Source organism: Ferribacterium limneticum (genome assembly GCF_020510565.1).
Lineage (GTDB): Bacteria > Pseudomonadota > Gammaproteobacteria > Burkholderiales > Rhodocyclaceae > Azonexus > Azonexus limneticus_B.
This window is the reverse complement of sequence record NZ_CP075189.1, coordinates 2,242,329-2,263,153: the sequence shown is the minus strand read 5'-3', so window position 1 is coordinate 2,263,153 and position 20,825 is coordinate 2,242,329. Positions and strand designations below refer to the sequence as shown.

The following is a 20,825-nucleotide window of genomic DNA, read 5'->3' as shown; positions in this document are numbered from 1 at the left end:
AATGAGTCTGATCGAGCAAGCAGCCAAGCGCCTTGAGCAACTCCGTCAAGCTGGCGTCGAACTTCCAGAAGAGTCGGTACTCGCTGCAAAAATAGTTGCCCCCTGCCCAGTCGAACCGCCTATTGCAAGCGCTGTGACACCGGCAGTCCCGGTTGCACAACCAAGCGAAGCGAAAATCAAACCCACATCGCCGTGCAGCCCCGAAGTCAAATTGGATCTAGAAGCCATATCAGCTTCTGGTCTGCTTGTACCTAATGCAACCCGCAGTCAATTGGCAGATGAGTTCCGCGTCATCAAACGTCCGCTGATCGCCAATGCCATGGGTCGAGGTGCAGCACCGATACCGAATGGCAATCTGGTTATGGTAACCAGTGCATTGCCTGGAGAAGGCAAGAGTTTTTCAGCGATCAATCTGGCAATCAGCATCGCCATGGAACTCGACAATACCGTCATGTTGGTCGACGCTGATGTTGCCCGCCCCTCCATACTCAATATGCTCGGCCTGCCTCCAAGCAAAGGGTTGCTTGACGTACTGCAGGATAATTCTGTCGACATTTCCGGTGTCCTGCTGCGAACAAATATTGAAAAGCTATCCATCCTTCCAAGTGGCACGGCCCACCCCCGTGCTACCGAGTTGCTGGCCAGCGATGCCATGATTCGGTTACTGGACGATATGGCAAATCGCTACAGCGACCGGATCATCGTATTCGATTCTCCACCCTTGCTACTTACTACCGAATCACGAGTTCTTGCCACCCACATGGGACAAGTGGTCATTGTCGTCAATGCTGAAAATACTGTGCAGTCGGCAGTTAAGCAGGCGATTTCAACCATTCAAGCCTGCCCGGTCAAATTGATGCTTCTCAATCAGGTTCGAGCAGCAAAAACCGATGGGTATGGGTACGGCTATGGGTACGGCTATGGGTACGGACATGAAAAATAGCACCCTGCGCCTGACTCGCACCACTGGATTGGTTATAGCTACCCTGTGGATAAACGCCGCGGTAGGCCAAGAGTCTGCTAACGCAAACACAGGAACACAAGGCCAAGCCTTCGTTATCAAGCCACGAATTACACTGATCGAGACTTGGACGGATAACGTCGCTGTCAGTGGCGGCCAAGGTAGCAAGGAGAGCGGTTTCATTACCCAGTTGGCCCCAGGCGTACGCATCGATGCGAAGACCGCTCGTCTCAAGGCTTATTTCGACTACGCATTGACCGGCACTTTCTACTCAACATCATCGGCCAATAGCAGTACGCAAAATTCCCTTAACACCTTCGGTACACTTGAAGCTGTATCAAACTGGATGTATCTGGACTTCAGCGGTCTCATAGCACAGCAGACGATATCGGCGTTCGGCGCACAATCACCCAGCAACGCCAATATCAATACGAATAGTTCGGAAACCTCGACCTATCGCCTTTCTCCGTATATTCGCGGACAAATAGCGGGGGTTGCCGACTACACCTTACGCTACAACTGGTCGACAACTCAATCCAACACATCGGCCGCCTCTGATATCGAACTTTCCGATTGGGCTGGGCTGTTACATGGAAGCACCCCATTCCAAAACCTGAAATGGTCTGTCAACGCAACCCAGCAAAATGCAAGCTACAGTCGCGGGCAAAGGACCGAGGCACAACGTCTGTATGCAATAGGGACCTATACCGTTGTTCCGCAATTCCGTGTTTCACTAAGCGGTGGCCAGGAGTCCAATAACTATGCGTCGCAGAATACTGAGAGCAAGCAGACCCATGGCTACGGCTTCGACTGGACACCAACTGAGCGCACGCAGATTTCTGCCTTCAAGGAACGTCGTTTTTTTGGCGATGGTCACCGCTATAGCCTGAGTCACCGTTTTCCGCTAAGCAGCATTCGCTATTCAGACACCAAGGATGTATCCGTAATGCCCCCCCAATCAACCGTGGTTGGCTTGGGAACACTATTCGATCTTGTTTCTGAATTATGCAGACAGCAATATATCAACGATACTGATCCCAATCAACTGGATCAGGTCGTATCTACTTGTGCCAACAACTGGTTTATCAATAGACCTGGATTCTCGCCAAATGCTTTGGCTTACAGTGGTTTCCTAAGCTCCAGAGCCACCATTCTACGCAGCCAACAATTGGCCTTGGCTCTGCAGGGGGTAAGAAATACCCTTACCCTGTTGTTCAATCGCAGCGAGAGCCAATCAACTCTCGCCTCATCGACTATCGGCGACGATTTCTCTTCGAATAACACGAACAATATTCGCCAACGTGGCATCAGCTTCAATCTCTCGCATAAATTGAGCGCTATTTCGAGCATCAACATAATGGCATCACGTCAGGAAAGCACCAGCACCGGCACCAGCGCACTTAAAGCCACGACCATGATGTACCAAGCCAATCTCACCTCCAAGCTAGGCGCAAAAACCACGGGGGGTCTCAGCATCCGCCGTACCGAGTTCGACAACTCGACCAACGCCTACACCGAAAACGCGCTCATCGGCACCCTCTCGGTCATTTTCTAGCGCCATGTACAAGTCCTTCTACGGCTTGACCAGCAAGCCATTTCAGCTGAATCCTGACCCGGCCTTTTATTTCGGGAGCAAGCAACACCTTCGTGCACAAGCTTACCTTGAGTACGGTATGCACCAGAACGAGGGATTCATCGTTATTACCGGCGAAGTTGGTGCGGGAAAAACGACCATTGTGCGCGGACTGCTGGATAGCCTCGACCCGGAAAAAGTGGTCGCTGCACAACTGGTCAGCACCCAGCTTGATGCCGACGACACGTTGCGCCTGGTTGGAGCAGCATTCGGCCTGCGGACCAAGGATGTCGCCAAATCCGATGTTCTGATGTCGTTGGAGGCCTTCCTGATCAGCATGACGGCAAAAGGCAAGCGCTGCCTGCTGGTCGTGGACGAGGCCCAGAACCTGACAGCGCGGGCAGTGGAAGAGTTGCGCATGCTCTCCAATTTCCAGTATGGCAATACTGCCCTGCTGCAAAGTTTCCTGATTGGGCAGCCCGAATTTCGCCAGATCTTGCAAAGTCCGCACATGATGCAGTTCCGGCAGAGGGTGATCGCTGCCTGCCATATCGGCCCGCTGGATGTCAGCGAAACCCAGGCCTATATCGAGCACCGCCTGCACCATGCCGGCGCAACGGATTCACCGAGTTTTACCAGCGCTGCCTATGAAGCCATTTTCAAGGCCAGCAGCGGCATCCCTCGGCGCATTAACTCAGTGTGCGATCGACTGTTATTGTTTGGCTTTCTCAATCAGCAGAAGAACTTCGATATGGCTGATGTCGAAGAGGTCGCCCGCGAAATTTTTGAGGAGACGATAGGCGGCTCGACGCAGGTTCAGATGCAATACGCCCTGAATGATGGCAGCGGGGTTTCAGCTCTATCTAACCCTTTGGCACCAGGAAGTCCTGGTGAGCATTCACGCCCGCCTCAAGAACTGCTAGCCGCACTGAACGCTGAGCATGTTGCCGAGCGCCTCGCCAGGCTCGAGTCAAGCCTGATTCAACTCGAGCGAATCAACGGTGCCACGTTGCAACTACTGCAGCAGGTCTTTGCCCAGCATAGCCCTGTAACCAGCTCTCAGAACAAGAATGAAAACTCAGATGCCTAACACTTGGCCAGCCGAACTCGGTCCTGTCATATGCGTGGTCGGCGCTCGCCCCAATTTCATGAAAATGGCGCCCATCCTGCGCGCCTTCGCCACGCACCAGCCAGCCATTCCGACTCTTCTGGTTCATACCGGTCAACATTACGACCGCGACATGAACGACAAATTGTTCGAGGACTTGCGGCTTCCGCACCCCGATATCAATCTCGAAGTTGGCTCGGGTAGCCACGCCGTTCAGACAGCCGAGGTGATGCGCCGCTTCGAGCCGGTCGTTGACGAAAAGAAACCCTCCTGCGTCCTGGTAGTCGGCGATGTCAATTCGACTCTTGCGTGCACGCTGGTAGCAGTCAAGAAAGGGATTCCGGTTGTTCACGTCGAAGCTGGCCTGCGCAGCTACGACCGCGGCATGCCCGAAGAAATAAACCGCGTCCTGACAGACCAGGTCGCCGACCTGCTCTACACCACGGAACGCAGCGCTGCCGATAATCTGGCGCGAGAAGGCATTGCTGCCGAACGTATTCGCTTTGTCGGCAATGTCATGATCGACTCACTTCTAAGCAACCGGGAATTTGCACGCAAACCGGCCGACTGTCTGAATGCATCGGGTATTGACCCGGCCCTGATCAAAGGGAAAGAGGGCTTCGGCATTGTTACCATGCACCGCCCTTCCAATGTTGACCATCAGGACGTGCTGGAATCCTTGCTTAATGTGCTACGCGAAATTTCGGAATCCATTCCGCTGGTCTTCGCGTTGCATCCGCGCACGAAGGCGAATATCGAACGCTTTGATTTGGGCCACTTGATCAACAGCGCGCGCATGATCATGCTTCCCCCCCAGGGCTATCTGGAAATGCACGGCTTGATGTCCAATGCACGAATCGTGCTGACCGACTCGGGTGGCCTGCAGGAAGAAACTACGGCCCTCGGCGTACCTTGCCTGACCATGCGCGAAAATACCGAACGCCCGATTACGGTCGAGCAAGGCACCAACACCATGGTCGGCCGGGATGTCGGCGCCATTCGTCATCACGCAGCCGAAGTTCTGGCTGGCCGGGGCAAAAGTGGGCGCGTGCCGGAGTTCTGGGATGGCCATACGGCCGAACGGATCGCCGCCGATCTCGCAGGCTGGCTGATCGAGAACCAAGGGCGACGTTAATTGCCGACGATGACGAAGCCGACCGTTGCTCCGTGCAATGCGCTGACCATTGACGTCGAGGATTATTTTCAGGTTTCGGCATTCGCACCGCATATCCCGCGCTCAGACTGGGCCATTCGTGAATGTCGCGTCGAGCGCAATGTAGATTGCATACTTGCCATGCTCGACAAGCATGACACCAAGGGCACTTTCTTCACGTTGGGATGGCTGGCTGAGCGTTACCCGCAGGTTGTCCGGCGCATTGTCGACAATGGCCATGAACTGGCGAGCCATGGCTACGGTCATGAACGGGCCAGCGACCAGACTCCGGAGAGTTTTTTTGCCGATATCAATCTGGCCAAGCTGATTCTCGAAGATATTTCCGGCCATGACGTAAAGGGCTATCGCGCGCCGAGTTTCTCAATCGGCGAGAAAAATCTGTGGGCCTTCGAGTGTCTGGAGCGAGCCGGCTACCGTTACAGCTCAAGCATCTATCCGATTCGTCACGACCACTATGGCATGCCGAACGCACCGCGCCACGCCCACACCATCGGCAGTCTCGTCGAGATACCGTGCACAACGCTGCGCTTTCTAAACCGGAACTGGCCCGCCAGTGGCGGCGGTTATTTCCGGCTGATGCCCTATAGCCTATCCCGCTGGATGATCGAACGGATCAACCGGGTCGACCAACTCCCGGCCGTGTTCTATTTTCACCCGTGGGAAGTCGACACCGGACAACCCAGAATCCCCGGAATCAGCGCCAAGACCCGCTTCCGTCATTACGTCAATATTCACCGGATGGAGCAACGGCTGAATCGCCTGCTTGCCGATTTTGAATGGGGCCGGATGGACGAGCTGTTTCTCGAGCCGCTTGGTAACACCAATGGAGATTAAGCAGCTCTCCCTGTCCGATATGGCAAACTCGGCGCGCTGGGAGGCATTCGTCCTCGCCTGTCCGGAAGCCACGTTTTTTCATCGCGCCGCCTGGCAAGGCGTTCTCCGCGATGTTTTCCGCCACCCAACCTACTTTCTCTATGCCGAACAGGATGGAGAAATCCTCGGGGTATTGCCGCTGGCCCACATCAAGAGCCGGCTCTTTGGCAATTCGCTGATCGCCCTGCCCTTTGCTGTCTACGGCGGCGTTGCAGCATCCAGCCCGGAAGCGGCTACCGCACTTGAACAAGAAGCACAGGCATTAGCGCGCAGGCTGGATGTCGATCATCTCGAATTTCGTAACACCAGCCTCCGTCATGCCGACTGGCCGACGCAGGATCTCTACGTCACTTTCCGTAAGGCAATCCTGCCCGAGGTCGAAGCCAACATGCTGGCCATTCCGCGCAAACAGCGGGCCATGGTCCGAAAAGGCATCAACAATGGCCTGACTTCCACGGTCGACCGGAAATCTGACCGATTTTTCAAATTGTTTGCCGACAACGTTCACCGGCACGGCACCCCGGCCCTACCCAAGCTCTATTTCGATACCCTGCTCCAGGTCTTTGGCGACGACTGCGAAATCCTCACCGTCACGACATCTGAAGGCGAACCGCTCAGCAGCGTCCTTTCCTTCTATTTCCGCGACGAAGTTCTACCCTACTACGCCGGCGACGACGAAGCGGCACGCAACTTTGCCGCCAACGACTTCAAATACTGGGAATTGATGCGCCGCAGTTGCGAACGCGGCATCAAGATTTTCGACTATGGCCGCAGCAAGGTCGGCACCGGCCCCTATTCGTTCAAGAAAAACTGGGGCTTCGAGCCACAACCGCTGCATTACGAATATTGCCTCTACAAACGCGACAGCATTCCGCAGAACAACCCGAACAACGCCAAGTACAAGCTGCTGATCGAAACCTGGCGGCGCATGCCGGTTAGTCTGGCCAATTTTATCGGCCCGCACATCGTGCGCAATCTGGGCTGAACATGGCGAACATTCTTTTCCTTGTCCATCGTCTGCCTTACCCGCCCAACAAGGGTGACAAGGTTCGCTCCTTCCACCTGCTCAAACATCTGGCTGCCAGGCACCGGGTTTTTCTCGGTACCTTCGTTGATGATCCGGACGACATGCAGCACGTCGAGACCGTTCACCACTTTTGCGCCGATCTGCACGTTGCCCGCCTGGAACCGAAATTTGCCAAGCTGCGCAGCCTTAACGCCCTCCTCGCCGACGATCCGCTGACCCTGCGCTACTACCGTGATGCCGGTCTGCAGGACTGGGTCGAGAAAACCTGCCGACACAAAAAAATCGACGCTGCGGTCATTTTCAGCTCGGCGATGGCCCAGTATGTCGAATCCATCCCCCGGCTACCGACCATCGTTGATTTTGTCGATGTCGATTCGGCCAAATGGACGCAATACGCGCCGAACCATCGCTGGCCGATGTCATGGCTATACCGGCGTGAAGGCAAGAAATTGCTGGCCTACGAGCGCGAAGTCGCAGCCCGTTCTGCCCGGTCCTTTTTCGTCACCGAAGCTGAAGTTAACCTTTTCACCCGGCTGGCCCCCGAATGCGTCGTGCGCGTCGAACCGGTTTGCAACGGTGTCGACGCCGATTACTTCGCCCCGGATGAAACCTGCACTACCCCCTACGCAGCCGATGAAACTCCGGTTGTTTTTACCGGCGCCATGGATTACCTACCGAATGTCGACGCAGTCCGCTGGTTTGTTGCCGATATGTTGCCGACACTGAGCGAACACTGGCCACAGCTACGCTTCTACATCGTCGGCCGCAGCCCGACACCGGAAGTACTGGCACTGGCTGGTGAAACCGTCACTGTCACCGGTACGGTTCCCGATGTTCGCCCCTACCTGCAACATGCGGCGGTCGTCGTTGCGCCCTTGCGCATTGCCCGCGGTATCCAGAACAAGATTCTCGAAGCGATGGCCATGGCCAAGCCCGTCGTCGCTTCCAGCGAATGCGCCGCTGCGGTCAACGCCATTTTTGGGCAGGAATTGAAAACGGCAACGACCCCGGCCGACTTCATCGCCGAAATCGACGCGCTACTGCGGAACCCGGAGTCGTGCCATAGAATTGGCAAGGCCGCCCGCCAGCGTGTCGTTACGAGATATAGCTGGGAAGCCCATCTCGCCAGTATCGATCAATATCTGCCCACCTCACAGGAAGTCAATCAGTGACGCCCCCCATGCAAAGCCAATTGCCCAACTGGAAGCCGACGCTGACGGCAATCGTGGGAATCCTGCTCTGGATCGGCTATTGGTACTGGGGCACGCTGGAAGCGATGGCACAAATATGGTGGCGATCAGAAACCTATACCCATGGGTTGATCGTGCCGCCGATTGCACTTTGGCTAATATGGCGGGACCGGCAGCAGCCGGCTGCCGCGCAACCCCAGGCAACCGGCTGGGCAGCCCTGCCGCTCATCGGGCTTATTTTCCTCTGGCTCCTGGGCGAACTCTCAGCCGTAAACGCGCTTACCCAGTTTGCTGTCATCGGCATCATCGTCATGGCGATCATGGCCTTGGTCGGCTGGCAAGTCAGCAAGCTTATCGCCTTCCCACTGCTCTTTCTTTTCTTTGCCGTCCCGATCGGTGACTTCCTGTTGCCACAGTTGATGGAATGGACCGCCGACTTTACTGTTCAAGCCTTGCGCCTGACCGGAATTCCCGTTTATCGGGAAGGCCAGAATTTCGTCATCCCGAGCAGTAACTGGTCCGTCGTTGAAGCTTGCAGTGGCGTTCGCTACCTGATCGCCTCATTGACGGTCGGCACGCTGTACGCCTATCTGACATACACTTCGCTTAAACGCCGACTGATTTTCATCCTCGTTTCACTGCTCGTCCCGATCCTCGCCAACTGGCTACGCGCCTACATCATCGTGATGCTCGGTCACCTTTCCGGTAACAAACTGGCGGCCGGTGTAGACCACCTGATTTACGGCTGGGTATTTTTCGGTGTAGTCATCGTCATCATGTTTGCCATTGGCGCTCGCTGGGCCGAGCCAATGGAACCGGCCCAGCAGCCCTGTCTAACGACCGGCAAGGCACCCCAGAAACAACCGTATTTCTGGGCGATCACGCTCCTTCTCGCGGTCCTCATTGCCGCCGGCCCGCTCTACGAAAAACATCTGCGGCAATCCAATATCGATGCAAGTGTCAGTCTTTTATTGCCCGCAACTGCCGGCTCCTGGCAGGTAGATGCCCCTGCCATTGACTGGAAACCGAGATTTGCCAACCCCTCGGCAGAACAGCACTCTGTTTATCGCAACCCGGACGGCTGGGTCGGTCTCTACATTGCTTACTACCAAAACCAGAACTACGAGCGCAAGTTGGTAACCTCAACCAACGTGCTTGTGACGTCGAGCGACCCACTCTGGCAAATCGTGGAAAATCATCAGGCAAATACGAACTTTGGCGGCAACCAAGTGGCCATTCGCGAGGCCGAACTGCTGAAGAAGCGTAGCTTGGCCGATGAACGCTACATCGTCTGGCAGGCGTACTGGGTCAACGGACATCTGACCACCAGCGACATCAAGGCAAAATGGCTGACTGCATGGGCTATGCTCACCGGGCACGGCGATGACAGCGCCGCCGTTATCATCTACACGCCTAAAGACTCGGCCGCCAAGGATTTGCCCACCTTCGTCAACGAGGCTGGCGGCGAAATCCTGCGCAGCCTCAGCGAAGCGCGGCCGAAATGAGCGATGGCCGCCCGCTGGTTGCTCACATCATGCACCGCTTCGATACCGGCGGTCTGGAAAATGGTGTCGTTAACCTGATCAACCACATGCCAGCTGATGCTTATCGGCATGCCATCATCTCACTCACCGAGATCACAGACTTCAAAAAACGCATCCAGCGTCCCGATGTCCAATTCTTTGCCCTGAACAAGAAACCGGGGCACGCCCTCTGGATCTACCCACAGTTGTACCGCCTATTCCGCCAACTCCGGCCCACGATCGTGCACACCCGCAACCTGGCTGCACTGGAAGCCTCCGTGCCAGCCTGGGCCGCTCGAGTGCCGGCTCGCATCCATGGCGAACACGGGCGCGATGTTGGCGACTTCGACGGTACCAACAAGAAGTGCCAATGGATTCGACGGATCTACAGCCCGTTCGTGAAACATTACATAGTTCTCTCCCAAGATCTCGCACACTATCTAATTAATCCTGTTGGCATTGGTGCAAAGCGCGTGACACAAATATATAACGGTGTGGACGCCGTCCGCTTCCATCCCGCCCCTGAGAGACAAGATATTCCCGGCTCCCCGTTTAACGAAGCCGGGCTCTGGCTCGTCGGTACCGCTGGCCGCATGCAGACCGTCAAGGATCAAACCAACCTGGCCCGTGCCTTCGTTTTGGCCATCAATACCAAGCCATCCCTGCGCCAGCACCTGCGTCTGGTCATGGTCGGCGACGGCCCATTACGCCACGAATCGCTCGCCATCCTCGAAACAGCCGGCCTAGCCGAACTCGCGTGGCTGCCCGGGGAACGTAATGACATCCCCGAGATTATGCGCGGACTTGACTGCTTCGTCCTGCCCTCGCTCGGCGAAGGCATCTCCAACACCATTCTCGAAGCCATGGCCAGCGGGCTACCAGTGATCGCCACAAAAGTTGGCGGCAACCCGGAACTGGTTCAGGAAGGGCGCACCGGCCATCTGGTCCCGGCGGCAGATCCCGGCGCCCTCGCCCGAGCCATCATCAACCTCGCCCAATCCCCGGAAAAATCCCGTGCCATGGGTTATGCCGGACGGAAGCGCATTGAGGCACAATTCAGCATGACGGCCATGATCGACAGCTACCAGCAGATTTACGACCGACTGCTTGGCAGAATGCTACGGTCAACCGGAAATTAACCCCAAAAATCAAATCACGAGAACCCCATGTGCGGCATCACAGGCATCTTTGACACCCGAGGCAAAAGCGACATCGATCGTGCGCTATTGAATCGCATGAACGAAGCGCAGTTCCATCGCGGCCCTGATGAAGGCGGCCTGCATGTCGAACCCGGCGTCGGGCTCGGCCACCGTCGCCTGTCGATCATCGACTTGTCTACGGGCCAGCAACCGCTCTACAACGAAGACCAGAGCGTCTGCGTCGTCTTCAACGGTGAAATCTACAACTATCAGGCGCTGATCCCGGAGTTGCAAGCGCTCGGCCATATTTTTCACACCCGCAGCGACACCGAAGTCATCGTGCACGCCTGGGAAGCCTGGGGCGAAAGCTGTGTCGACCGCTTTCGCGGCATGTTCGCCTTCGCCCTCTGGGACCGCAATCGCGAAACACTCTTTCTGGCTCGCGACCGTCTTGGCGTCAAGCCTCTCTACTACGCCCTGCTCGACGATGGCACCTTCCTCTTCGGTTCCGAACTCAAATCCATCCTCGCCCACGGTGGCCTCAAACGCGACATCGACCCCTGCGCCGTCGAGGAATACTTTGCCCTCGGGTACGTCGCCGAACCGCGCACCATCTTCAAGCAAGCCCAAAAGCTCCCGCCCGCCTGCACCCTGCTCCTGCGTCGCGGCCAGCCTGTCAGCGAACCCCGCGAATACTGGGACGTCCGCTTCACGCTCGATAACCCGATCAGCGATGCCGACGCCCGCGCCGAGCTGACCCACCGACTCGAAGAGTCGATCAAACTGCGCATGATCTCCGAAGTGCCACTCGGCGCCTTCCTCTCCGGCGGCGTCGACTCAAGCGCCGTCGTCGCCATCATGGCCGGCCTCTCACCAAACCCGGTCAACACCTGTTCCATCGGCTTTTCCGACCCCGCCTTCAATGAATCGGAATTCGCCAAAATGGTGGCCGACCGCTACCACACCAACCACCACCTCGACATCGTTGAAAGCGACGACTTCGACCTCATCGACACCCTGGCCAAACTCTACGACGAGCCCTACGCCGACAGTTCCGCCATCCCCACCTACCGCGTCTGCCAACTGGCCCGCAAGCACGTCACCGTCGCTCTTTCCGGCGATGGCGGCGATGAAAGCTTCGGCGGCTACCGCCGCTACAAACTACACCTGATGGAAGAAAAGATGCGCTCGGCCCTGCCGCTGAGCCTGCGCCGCCCGCTCTTCGGCGCTCTGGGCAGGCTCTACCCGAAAGCCGACTGGGCGCCACGCGTCTTCCGCGCAAAAACCACCTTCGAAGGAATCGCCCGCAGTTCGGTGGAAGCTTACTTCCACTCCGTTTCGATTCTGCGCGCCCCGATGCGCAACCAGCTGTTCAGCCAGAAATTCAAATCAGAACTCAGCGGCTACAACGCCATCGAAGTATTCAAGCAGCATGCAGCCAAAACCAACACCGACGACCCTCTAGCCCAGATCCAGTATCTCGACCTCAAAACCTACCTCGTCGGCGACATTAACACCAAGGTCGACCGGGCCAGCATGGCCCATTCGCTCGAAGTCCGCGAACCTCTGATGGACCACGAACTGATCGAATGGCTGGCCACGCTGAATTCCTCCCAGAAAATTCGCGGCCAGGAAACCAAATACCTGCTCAAAAAGTCGATGGAGCCCTTACTCCCCAACGACGTCCTCTATCGTCCGAAAATGGGCTTCTCGGTGCCGCTTGCCCGCTGGTTCCGTGGCCCGCTCAAACAGCGGGTCCAGGATGCGCTGCTCGGCCCGCGCCTGTCCGACACCGGCTGGTTCAATCGCGACTACCTGAAACACCTGGTCGACGCCCACAACAACGGCAGCCGCGACTACAGCGCCTCGATCTGGACCCTGCTGATGTTTGAAGCCTTCCTGCGCAACGTCATGGAACAAGGCCAAGCATGATTCGCGTCCTCCACGTCCTCGATCACTCCATCCCTCTGCACAGCGGCTACACTTTCCGCACCGTAGCGCTGCTCCGTGAACAACGCGCCCTAGGCTGGGAAACCTTCCACCTGACCTCGCCCAAGCAAGGCCAGACTAGCGCCCCCATCGAAGATATCGACGGCCTGCGTTTCTACCGTACGCAACCAGCCACCGGCCCCCTGGCCGGGCTGCCGGTCGGCCGCGAACTGTCCCTGATGAAGCACCTCGAGGCCCGCCTGGAAGAAGTTGCCCGCGACATCAAGCCGGACATCATCCATGCCCATTCGCCGGTGCTCAACGCGCTGCCGGCCATCAAGGTCGCCCGCCGCCTCGGGATCCCGGTCGTCTACGAAATCCGCGCCTTCTGGGAAGATGCTGCCGTCGACCATGGCAGCACCAGCGAAGGTAGCCTGCGCTACAGCGCCACGCGACGCCTGGAAACCCGCGCCATCCGGCTGGTTGATCACGTTTTCACCATCTGTGAAGGCCTGCGCGCCGACATCGTCACCCGCGGCATCCCCGCAGAAAAGGTCACCGTCATTCCCAATGCGGTCAACGTCGAATCCTTCCAACTCGCCAGCCCACCCGACCCACAGCTACAAGCGCAATGGGGCCTGACCGGCAAAACCGTAGTTGGCTTTATCGGCTCCTTCTACGCCTACGAAGGTCTCGACCTGCTGCTCGATGCCCTGCCCGAGCTCATCCGCCAGCGTCCCGACGTTTGCGTCCTGCTTGTTGGCGGCGGCCCCCAGGAAGCCAACCTACGCCAGCAAACAGAACGACTTGGCGTCAGCAACCACGTCATCTTCACCGGTCGCGTCCCGCACGAGGACGTCAATCGCTACTACAACCTGATCAATGTCCTCGCCTACCCACGCCACCGCATGCGCCTGACCGAACTGGTCACCCCGCTAAAGCCACTGGAAGCCATGGCGCAAGGGCAACTCTTCGTCGCCTCCGATGTTGGCGGCCACAAGGAACTGATCGATCACAACAAAACCGGCATCCTGTACAAGGCGGGCGACTGCGCTGCACTGACCGAAGCCTTGTTAACGCTGCTCAACGACCAGCAGCGCTGGCCCGAGCTCAAAGCCCATGGCCGTCACTTTGTTGAATCAAAGCGGAACTGGCGAAATAGCGTCGCCAACTATGTCGCCCCCTACCAGCGCCTTATCCGCCCAAAAACCTGAATGGGCCAAACCAAGCCGCCGAACATCGTGGTCCTGTCCAGCCTGTTTCCCAGCAGCGTGCAACCGGGAGCCGGCCTGTTCATTCGAGAACGCATGTTCCGCATTGGCCGAAAATTACCGTTGACCATAGTCGCGCCAACGCCGTGGTTTCCGCTGCAGAACCTGATTCGCCGCTTCAAGCCGCACTTTCGCCCCGGCGCACCTCGGCATGAAAACCAGTCGGGTATCGACGTCTGGTTTCCCCGCTTCTTCTCCGTGCCCGGCGTATTCAAGAAACTCGACGGCCCGATGATGGCCCTGTGCGCCCTGCCGCGCTTGCGCCGGCTCAAGGCTAGCGGCCAACTTGATATCATCGATGCCCACTTTGCCTACCCTGATGGTTACGCTGCAAGCCTCTTGAGCCGCTGGCTCAGCGTGCCGTTCACTATTACCCTACGCGGTACGGAAACGCGGCACGTCTCGGACCCGCGCTTCTCCGGCCCCCTCCTGCAAGCCATCAACCGGGCGGACCAAGTATTCTCAGTATCCGAATCGCTGCGCCAGTTGATGATCGCTCACGGTACCAAGCCGGAGAAAATTGAAGTTGTCGGCAACGGAGTGGACACCACCCGCTTCGCCCCACAAGACAAAGCCACATGCCGCCAGGCCCTCGACATCCCCGCCCAGGCAAAAGTCCTGATCTCCGTTGGCGGGTTAGTGCCACGCAAGGGCTTCCACCGCGTTATCGAGGTACTACCGTTCATCCGACAAACGCACCCTGACCTGATCTTCTTGGTCGTCGGCGGCGCCAGTACGGAAGGCAACAACCGCCAGCAACTCGAGCAACAAGTGAAGGCCCTCAAGCTGGAAGACTGCGTCCGAATTCTTGGCCCACGGCAACCGCATGAATTGTCTGCCATCCTGTCGGCGGCTGACGTTTTCGTTCTAGCCACCAGCAATGAAGGTTGGGCCAATGTATTCCTGGAGGCCATGGCCTGCGGCCTGCCAGTGGTAACCACAGATGTTGGTGGCAACAAGGAAGTCGTGTGTGATGACAAGCTTGGTATCGTTGTACCATTTGGCGATAGCGAGGCACTCTGCCAAGCCATTGCATCCTCGCTGAATCGTCGCTGGGATAACAAAAAAATTCGTCACTACGCAGAAGAAAATGCTTGGGATGAGCGTGTTAACCGGCTAAATGCTCATTTCCTGCGTATCACCAATAAAGCAAGGGGGCAAAATGGGTGATCTTTATACCAAACTGGTATCCTCCCTGATCTTCCCGCTCCACGAGCACCTCAAGCATCACACTACCGTAGCGGTCCGCAAGCACATGGAAGAATCCCAATGGTGGTCTTCGGAGCGCATTGCCGCCCTGCAACTCGAGCGCCTGCGTCTACTGCTAACGCGGGCTCAAGCTCATGTTCCCTACTACCGCCAGCTGTTTACCAGCCTGAATTTCAACGCGAGCCAAATTTCCTCTCTGGATAACCTTCAGCAGCTGCCCTTCCTGACCAAAACCATCATCCGGCAAAACCAGGAGCAGCTTAAAGCAGACAATGCCGAAAGATTGGCGCGCTTTAACACCGGCGGCTCATCCGGCGAGCCCCTGATTTTCTTCATCGGCAACGAACGCGTCAGCCACGACGTCGCCGCCAAATGGCGTGCAACGCGCTGGTGGAACGTCGATATCGGCGATCCAGAAATCGTCGTCTGGGGCAGCCCCATTGAGCTGACTTCACAAGACCGCGTCCGACAGATCCGCGACCGCCTGCTGCGCACCCGCCTGCTACCGGCCTTCGAAATGAACGAAGCCAATCTCGACAGTTTCGTCGACACCATACGTAGCACACGGCCGGCCATGCTGTTCGGCTATCCGTCATCGCTCTCCTTGATTGCATGCCATGCCGAAAAACGCGGCAAGAAAATGAATAATCTAGGCATCAAGGTCGCGTTCGTCACCTCCGAACGTCTCTACGAGCACCAGCGCGACGACATCGCCCGCATTTTCGGCTGCCCGGTGGCTAACGGCTACGGCGGCCGCGATGCCGGCTTCATCGCCCACCAGTGCCCGCAGGGCGGCATGCACCTGACAGCCGAAGACATCATCGTCGAAATCGTCGACAGGGCCGGCCGGCCGGTGCCCAAGGGCCAGGCCGGCGAAGTCGTCGTCACCCACCTGGCGACCGGCGAATTTCCCTTCATCCGCTACCGCACCGGTGACGTCGCTGTGCTGTCGCCCCGATCCTGCGCCTGCGGACGCGGCCTGCCGATGCTGGAGGAAATACAGGGGCGCACGACCGATTTTGTTGTTGCCGCAGACGGCACCATCATGCATGGCCTCGCCGTGGTCTATCCGATCCGAGACATCCCGGGCATTGACTCTTTCAAGGTAGTGCAGGAAACGCTGCACCGGGTTGTTGTCCAGATCGTGCAGGGGGAGAACTGTGCGCCTGACGTCGAAAAAAAGATATCAAGCGGTATAAAAGCGCGCTTGGGACAGAACGTTGAAGTCGAGGTATTGCGCGTTGGCGAAATTCCCCGGGAGAAGTCCGGAAAGTATCGCTATGTGCAAAGCTTGGTCGTCGGTAGTTAATGAATGACTCTCAGCGAACAAACATCTTTCGCACCATGACGAATCGGTACCCCAATGCGTGACCTTATCCTTGCTGGGATTGTTTTTGGCTCCATTCCTTTCATCTTACGCAATCCATTCATCGGATTGTTGATGTGGATTTGGCTAGGAATCATGAATCCACACAAGTTGACTTATGGATTCGCCTTTTTCATGCCATTCGCGCAGGTTGTAGCCTTGTCCACACTGGCAAGCATCCTGTTTCACGCAAAGAAGCTATACAGTTTTCCCAAAGACCGGGTTGCGATCCTATTGATTTTCTTCGTGCTCTGGCTAGGGGTTTCTCCACTATTCTCGTTTCACACTGAGCTAGAATTTGAAATGTGGCTCAAGCCGATCAAGGTACTTTTCATGTGCCTGGTCGCATTGTTGCTTGTTGGCAGTCGCGAGCAAGTCCATCAGGTGATTTGGATCCTGGCACTGTCTGTAGGTTTTTATGGAGTAAAAGGCGGTATTTTCACGATCTTGACCGCAGGGGCCCATCGTGTATGGGGGCCAGACGGGACTTTCATCGCGGATAACAACACATTGGCATTGGCGATCGTAATGACAGTGCCGTTATTCCGCTATTTGCAATTGCATAGTACTAACAAGTGGGTGCGGCTTGGCTGTCTCGCGGCAATCATCCTATGCGTAGTTTCCGCTTTTGGTTCGCAATCGCGCGGAGCTTTCCTCGCCTTGACGGCAATGGGTTCGTTTCTTTTCATCAAAAGCCGGAACAAAGGATTGATTGCGGTGCTGGTTTTGATAGCCATTCCGATGGTATTGATGTTCATGCCCGAATCGTGGTTTGCGCGAATGCAGACGATGAAAGAGTATGAGCAGGATCAGTCGGCCATGGGACGCATCAATGCATGGTGGATGGCTTGGAACCTAGCTGTCGACCGTTTCCCAATCGGTGGCGGATTCGCGGTTTACGCTCTGGATGTGTTTGCGCGCTATGCGCCTGATCCGTCTAACTTGAAAGTTGCGCACAGTATATATTTCCAGATTCTTGGTGAGCACGGCTTCGGTGGACTTGCGCTTTTTCTGTTGATATTTATCCTCTCTTGGTCGAACGGTGCCTGGGTTGTTCGCAACGCAAAAGGGGGGGGTGAGTTGCTCTGGGCTTACGACTTGGCTGCAATGTGCCAAGTGAGTCTAATCGGATATGCGGTCGGCGGTGCATTCCTGAGCCTGACTTATTTCGATCTGCCTTATTACATTGTGATCGTGCTCATTGTCCTTCGTGGCATGGTCAAGAGCGCTCTCAATAAAGAACCGGACATGAAAAAAACGGTGACAAATTGATCGCAGGGCTTCCATTTTTTGCATGGCCTACACAAGGGCAGATGCTCAGCATACTCATCTATCACCGGGTATTGGCTATACCCGACCCACTTAGACCGGGCGAAGTGGATGCTGCTGTTTTCGACACACAAATGCACCATCTTTCAAAGAACTGCGAGGTAATACCCCTCTTGGAAGCGACAACCCTTCTCAAGCAGGGAAAGTTGCCAAGACGCGCATGCTGCATCACCTTTGATGACGGATATGCCGACAACTTCACAGTTGCCCTGCCAATTTTGGAAAAGTATCGTCTGTCTGCAACCGTCTTTATTGCGACTGCCTATCTCGATGGCGGGAAAATGTTCAATGACACGGTGATCGACCTGATTGCAAATACGAAAGAAAAATCCCTCGATTTGAGAGATATCGGATTGGGGGATTTTGTTCTGGATTCCGATGCAAGCCGACGGGATGCTATCGCCGCTTTGCTGGCGAAATTGAGATATGTCCCGTTACAGGAAAGAGAGACACTGACTGCGCAAATCAGGAAGCTTGCCGGTAGCGAAGAAATGCCCATTGATACCATGCTCACAACAGAGCAGGTAAAAATGCTGCCGGGACGAGGTATCGAAGTCGGTGGTCATACAGATGCACATACGATATTGACAACGCTTGGAGCGGAACAATCGTATGCAGAAATCCAGCGAGGTAAATGTCGTCTGGAGGCTATTATCGAAAAGCCGATTCGTGCGTTTGCTTATCCGAATGGCTTTCCAAATCGAGACTATGCGGACGAGCACGTCAGGATAGTTAAAGAGCTAGGTTTCGAAGTTGCTGTTACCACCGCCGCTGGTATTGCACGAAGGGATAGTGATATATACCAGTTACCAAGGTTTACCCCTTGGGACAAAGGAATGCTCATGTGGTCTGCACGACTGGTCAAAAATGCATGGCTGAGGCGGCCTGCCGCAGTCATTTAAAGGATATCCGGGGAGTCGTTCAAGGAATGAGCAACAATCAAGGTCAGATGGAAGAACCGGAAAAAAAGTCCTGGGATACGGGTTCGCATGAGGACTTCTACAAGTACTACGAGCACCAGAGCCTGACGCCAGAAACACACGAGCGGTTCCGCTCCGTGCGCGACCTGATGTTACGTATGATGGATCATGCATCGCAAGCACGCGTGTTGGATGTGCTCGACGTAGGGTGTGGCGCAGGAACACAATCCCAATTCTGGGTCGAGCGAGGCCACCACTACTGGGGGTTGGACATCAACGAGCCACTCATATTGCTGGCTCGGCGGCGCGCGGAAGAAAATAGCGTGCCGGTACGTTTCGACGTTGGCACCGCCACTGCTTTACCATATCCGGACAGCAGCATCGACGTTTGCCTTCTGCCAGAATTGCTTGAACATGTGGCCGATTGGCAGGGATGTGTTGCCGAAGCGATTCGGGTTCTGCGCCCGGGAGGGATGATCTACATTAATACCAACAGCAAACTCTGTCCCAAGCAGCAGGAATTCAACCTTCCCCTTTACAGCTGGTATCCCGCATTTCTCAAACGCCATTACGAGAAAATGGCTGTTAGTGACCGCCCAGAACTGGTGAATTATGCGAAGTATCCGGCAGTCAACTGGTTCAGCAGCTACGAACTGATTGGTTACCTGCGTCCGAAGGGGTTCGATTGTCTGGATCGATTTGACATGATCGACACCAGCGTCAAGGGGGTACTTGTCCGATTGGCTATTAATGCCTTGCGTTCGCTACCGCCGTTAAGACTGCTGGGGCATATGCTCACCCCCTATACGCTCGTTGTTGCAATAAAACGAACTTATTGATCCGACCAGATGAAGTTTCAAGTTTCAAGTTTCAAGTTTCAAGTTTCAAGTTTCAAGTTTCAAGCGGCATATTATCTTGGAAGAAGCTTTTGACCCGCTCAGGTGATTGTTCGAGATTGACCATTTGCCGGTGGCGGCGAGTTTCAACTTCGCCTTGGTGCGCACCAGTACTTTCGTCCCGATGGCATGCTTGAGGTCGGCATTGAGACGCCTCCAGATTTGTAGCTACAGTTCGATCTTGTCTTGACGCTCAGCGGCCCATGCCTTGACCGGTTTCCGCAAATTGTCGAGGATCAAGACCACCTTCTTTCCGGCATCCTTGATCAGGGCTTAAAGAAACTGGTCAGTTTTCAAGGAGCGTCAACAATCCTGGGGGCAGATTTGAATATTTCAAGCATTATCGTGCCGTGTCAATAAGTACGCAGGTTATTTTTCCTGCCCTGCTGTTTTTTCGACAAAGAAATGAGGCCGGCGTTTAACCTCAAGGTAGATTTTGGCCAGATATTCGCCGATGATACCGATACACAGTAACTGAACCCCCCCGAGGAAATACATTGGGACGACTGTAGAGGTCCAGCCAGGCACGGCACTATCCGAAAAGAAGCGAATCCACAAGGCCCATGCAGCCACCATGAAGCTGCCTAACGAAAACAATAGCCCAATGCCAGTGATGGCACGTAACGGCGCCGCAGAGAAAGAGGTAATCCCCTGCCATGCAAAGGCCAGCATTTTCTTCAATGGGTATTTAGATTCGCCGGCAAACCTTTCGGCACGATCGTAGTAAACAATGGCAGAAGGAAAGCCGAGTTGCGGGATGATGCCACGCAGAAAGAGATTGCTTTCTTCAAACTTACGTAGTGACTCGATGGCACGCCGACTGAGCAAGCGATAATCCGCATGATTGAAAACGATTTCGACGCCAAGGCTATCCAGTAGACGGTAATATCCCTCGGCAGTGAAACGCTTAAAATATGTATCCGTATCGCGACGCTTCCTTACCCCATAGACGATATCCGCTCCAGCACGGTACGCAGAGATCATTTGCACCATGGCATTCAGATCATCCTGCAGATCGGCATCCACGCTGATGATCGCATCGCCTTCGGCAGACAGCAGCCCGGCAACCAGTGCAGTCTGGTGGCCGCGATTACGTGACAGTTTGATCCCCTTTATACTGGGATTCTCGACGGTAGCCTGCTCAATGATCGACCAAGTCTTGTCTTTGCTGCCATCGTCGACGAATAGAACGTGACTGCCCTCGGCAATGCTTTCCGCTCCGACCATTTCTACCAACAGAGCGTCCAAACGCTTGATTGCTTCAGGAAGAACCGCCTCTTCGTTATAGCAGGGTATGACAATCGCAAGCTTCATCGATATAAGTCCTTACAAAATGC

General features: G+C 55.7%; 17 protein-coding genes and 1 pseudogene. 16 read left to right on the top strand and 2 right to left on the bottom strand.

Going from position 1 to position 20,825, the window contains the following annotated elements; genetic code table 11:
• Position 1: 1 nt before the first annotated feature.
• From KI610_RS10860 to KI610_RS10785, 16 genes are read left to right on the top strand one after another with little or no spacing between them, the layout of a single operon-like run.
• Positions 2-943 carry an XrtA-associated tyrosine autokinase gene (locus tag KI610_RS10860; protein WP_226494993.1) on the top strand — a complete coding sequence of 314 codons (942 nt, stop codon included), beginning with the start codon at positions 2-4 and terminating at the stop codon, positions 941-943.
• A complete protein-coding gene (locus KI610_RS10855; RefSeq protein WP_226494992.1) occupies positions 933-2,516 on the top strand; it encodes a TIGR03016 family PEP-CTERM system-associated outer membrane protein in 1,584 nt (527 codons plus the stop codon). Before KI610_RS10860 ends, KI610_RS10855 begins: the two co-directional genes overlap by 11 nt.
• 4 nt (positions 2,517-2,520) lie before the next feature.
• Positions 2,521-3,624, top strand: coding sequence for an XrtA/PEP-CTERM system-associated ATPase (locus tag KI610_RS10850; RefSeq protein ID WP_226494991.1), 1,104 nt, complete (start codon positions 2,521-2,523; stop codon positions 3,622-3,624).
• Positions 3,617-4,777, top strand: coding sequence for a non-hydrolyzing UDP-N-acetylglucosamine 2-epimerase (gene wecB, locus KI610_RS10845; protein WP_226494990.1), 1,161 nt, complete (start codon positions 3,617-3,619; stop codon positions 4,775-4,777). The genes KI610_RS10850 and wecB overlap by 8 nt, the downstream gene beginning before the upstream one ends.
• Before the next feature lie 9 nt (positions 4,778-4,786).
• Complete coding sequence (locus tag KI610_RS10840) at positions 4,787-5,650, top strand: XrtA system polysaccharide deacetylase (protein ID WP_226494989.1); 864 nt, start codon at positions 4,787-4,789, stop codon at positions 5,648-5,650.
• The gene (locus KI610_RS10835; protein WP_226494988.1) at positions 5,640-6,674 is read left to right on the top strand and encodes a FemAB family XrtA/PEP-CTERM system-associated protein; all 1,035 of its coding nucleotides are present in this window, start codon (positions 5,640-5,642) and stop codon (positions 6,672-6,674) included. The genes KI610_RS10840 and KI610_RS10835 overlap by 11 nt, the downstream gene beginning before the upstream one ends.
• 2 nt (positions 6,675-6,676) lie before the next feature.
• Positions 6,677-7,888, top strand: coding sequence for a TIGR03087 family PEP-CTERM/XrtA system glycosyltransferase (locus tag KI610_RS10830; RefSeq protein ID WP_226494987.1), 1,212 nt, complete (start codon positions 6,677-6,679; stop codon positions 7,886-7,888).
• 8 nt (positions 7,889-7,896) lie between these two features.
• Entirely contained in the window at positions 7,897-9,411 is a 1,515-nt protein-coding gene (xrtA, locus tag KI610_RS10825) for an exosortase A (RefSeq protein WP_226494986.1), read from the top strand.
• Positions 9,408-10,568: a TIGR03088 family PEP-CTERM/XrtA system glycosyltransferase gene (locus tag KI610_RS10820; protein WP_226494985.1), complete on the top strand. Its 1,161-nt coding sequence runs from the start codon at positions 9,408-9,410 to the stop codon at positions 10,566-10,568. Before xrtA ends, KI610_RS10820 begins: the two co-directional genes overlap by 4 nt.
• A 27-nt stretch (positions 10,569-10,595) precedes the next feature.
• Positions 10,596-12,500 (top strand): XrtA/PEP-CTERM system amidotransferase, encoded by a 1,905-nt coding sequence (locus KI610_RS10815; protein WP_226494984.1) that lies wholly within the window; start codon positions 10,596-10,598, stop codon positions 12,498-12,500.
• Complete coding sequence (locus KI610_RS10810) at positions 12,500-13,711, top strand: TIGR04063 family PEP-CTERM/XrtA system glycosyltransferase (protein ID WP_226498539.1); 1,212 nt, start codon at positions 12,500-12,502, stop codon at positions 13,709-13,711. The genes KI610_RS10815 and KI610_RS10810 overlap by 1 nt, the downstream gene beginning before the upstream one ends.
• Positions 13,712-14,938 carry a glycosyltransferase gene (locus KI610_RS10805; protein ID WP_226494983.1) on the top strand — a complete coding sequence of 409 codons (1,227 nt, stop codon included), beginning with the start codon at positions 13,712-13,714 and terminating at the stop codon, positions 14,936-14,938.
• A complete protein-coding gene (locus KI610_RS10800; RefSeq protein ID WP_226494982.1) occupies positions 14,931-16,286 on the top strand; it encodes a phenylacetate--CoA ligase family protein in 1,356 nt (451 codons plus the stop codon). The genes KI610_RS10805 and KI610_RS10800 overlap by 8 nt, the downstream gene beginning before the upstream one ends.
• Positions 16,287-16,340: 54 nt before the next feature.
• A complete protein-coding gene (locus tag KI610_RS10795; RefSeq protein WP_226494981.1) occupies positions 16,341-17,615 on the top strand; it encodes a putative O-glycosylation ligase, exosortase A system-associated in 1,275 nt (424 codons plus the stop codon).
• Positions 17,612-18,574 (top strand): polysaccharide deacetylase family protein, encoded by a 963-nt coding sequence (locus KI610_RS10790; protein ID WP_226494980.1) that lies wholly within the window; start codon positions 17,612-17,614, stop codon positions 18,572-18,574. The genes KI610_RS10795 and KI610_RS10790 overlap by 4 nt, the downstream gene beginning before the upstream one ends.
• Positions 18,575-18,600: 26 nt before the next feature.
• A complete protein-coding gene (locus KI610_RS10785) occupies positions 18,601-19,431 on the top strand; it encodes a class I SAM-dependent methyltransferase (RefSeq protein WP_226494979.1) in 831 nt (276 codons plus the stop codon).
• Between the two features lie 52 nt (positions 19,432-19,483).
• On the opposite strand, the pseudogene KI610_RS10780 reads toward KI610_RS10785, so the two are convergent.
• Positions 19,484-19,761: pseudogene (locus KI610_RS10780) on the bottom strand (IS630 family transposase); the annotation flags it as partial.
• A gap of 96 nt (positions 19,762-19,857) precedes the next feature.
• Positions 19,858-20,802 carry a glycosyltransferase family 2 protein gene (locus KI610_RS10775; RefSeq protein ID WP_226494978.1) on the bottom strand — a complete coding sequence of 315 codons (945 nt, stop codon included), beginning with the start codon at positions 20,800-20,802 and terminating at the stop codon, positions 19,858-19,860.
• Between the last annotated feature and the right edge of the window lie 23 nt (positions 20,803-20,825).

What these genes read in the sequence shown, in the direction of transcription:
- KI610_RS10860 (WP_226494993.1), top strand. Translation starts at nt 2, where the DNA reads ATGAGTCTGATCGAGCAAGCAGCCAAGCGCCTTGAGCAACTCCGTCAA.
- KI610_RS10855 (WP_226494992.1), top strand. Translation starts at nt 933, where the DNA reads ATGAAAAATAGCACCCTGCGCCTGACTCGCACCACTGGATTGGTTATA.
- KI610_RS10850 (WP_226494991.1), top strand. Translation starts at nt 2,521, where the DNA reads ATGTACAAGTCCTTCTACGGCTTGACCAGCAAGCCATTTCAGCTGAAT.
- wecB (WP_226494990.1), top strand. Translation starts at nt 3,617, where the DNA reads ATGCCTAACACTTGGCCAGCCGAACTCGGTCCTGTCATATGCGTGGTC.
- KI610_RS10840 (WP_226494989.1), top strand. Translation starts at nt 4,787, where the DNA reads ATGACGAAGCCGACCGTTGCTCCGTGCAATGCGCTGACCATTGACGTC.
- KI610_RS10835 (WP_226494988.1), top strand. Translation starts at nt 5,640, where the DNA reads ATGGAGATTAAGCAGCTCTCCCTGTCCGATATGGCAAACTCGGCGCGC.
- KI610_RS10830 (WP_226494987.1), top strand. Translation starts at nt 6,677, where the DNA reads ATGGCGAACATTCTTTTCCTTGTCCATCGTCTGCCTTACCCGCCCAAC.
- xrtA (WP_226494986.1), top strand. Translation starts at nt 7,897, where the DNA reads ATGCAAAGCCAATTGCCCAACTGGAAGCCGACGCTGACGGCAATCGTG.
- KI610_RS10820 (WP_226494985.1), top strand. Translation starts at nt 9,408, where the DNA reads ATGAGCGATGGCCGCCCGCTGGTTGCTCACATCATGCACCGCTTCGAT.
- KI610_RS10815 (WP_226494984.1), top strand. Translation starts at nt 10,596, where the DNA reads ATGTGCGGCATCACAGGCATCTTTGACACCCGAGGCAAAAGCGACATC.
- KI610_RS10805 (WP_226494983.1), top strand. Translation starts at nt 13,712, where the DNA reads ATGGGCCAAACCAAGCCGCCGAACATCGTGGTCCTGTCCAGCCTGTTT.
- KI610_RS10800 (WP_226494982.1), top strand. Translation starts at nt 14,931, where the DNA reads ATGGGTGATCTTTATACCAAACTGGTATCCTCCCTGATCTTCCCGCTC.
- KI610_RS10795 (WP_226494981.1), top strand. Translation starts at nt 16,341, where the DNA reads ATGCGTGACCTTATCCTTGCTGGGATTGTTTTTGGCTCCATTCCTTTC.
- KI610_RS10785 (WP_226494979.1), top strand. Translation starts at nt 18,601, where the DNA reads ATGAGCAACAATCAAGGTCAGATGGAAGAACCGGAAAAAAAGTCCTGG.
- KI610_RS10775 (WP_226494978.1), bottom strand. Translation starts at nt 20,802, where the DNA reads ATGAAGCTTGCGATTGTCATACCCTGCTATAACGAAGAGGCGGTTCTT.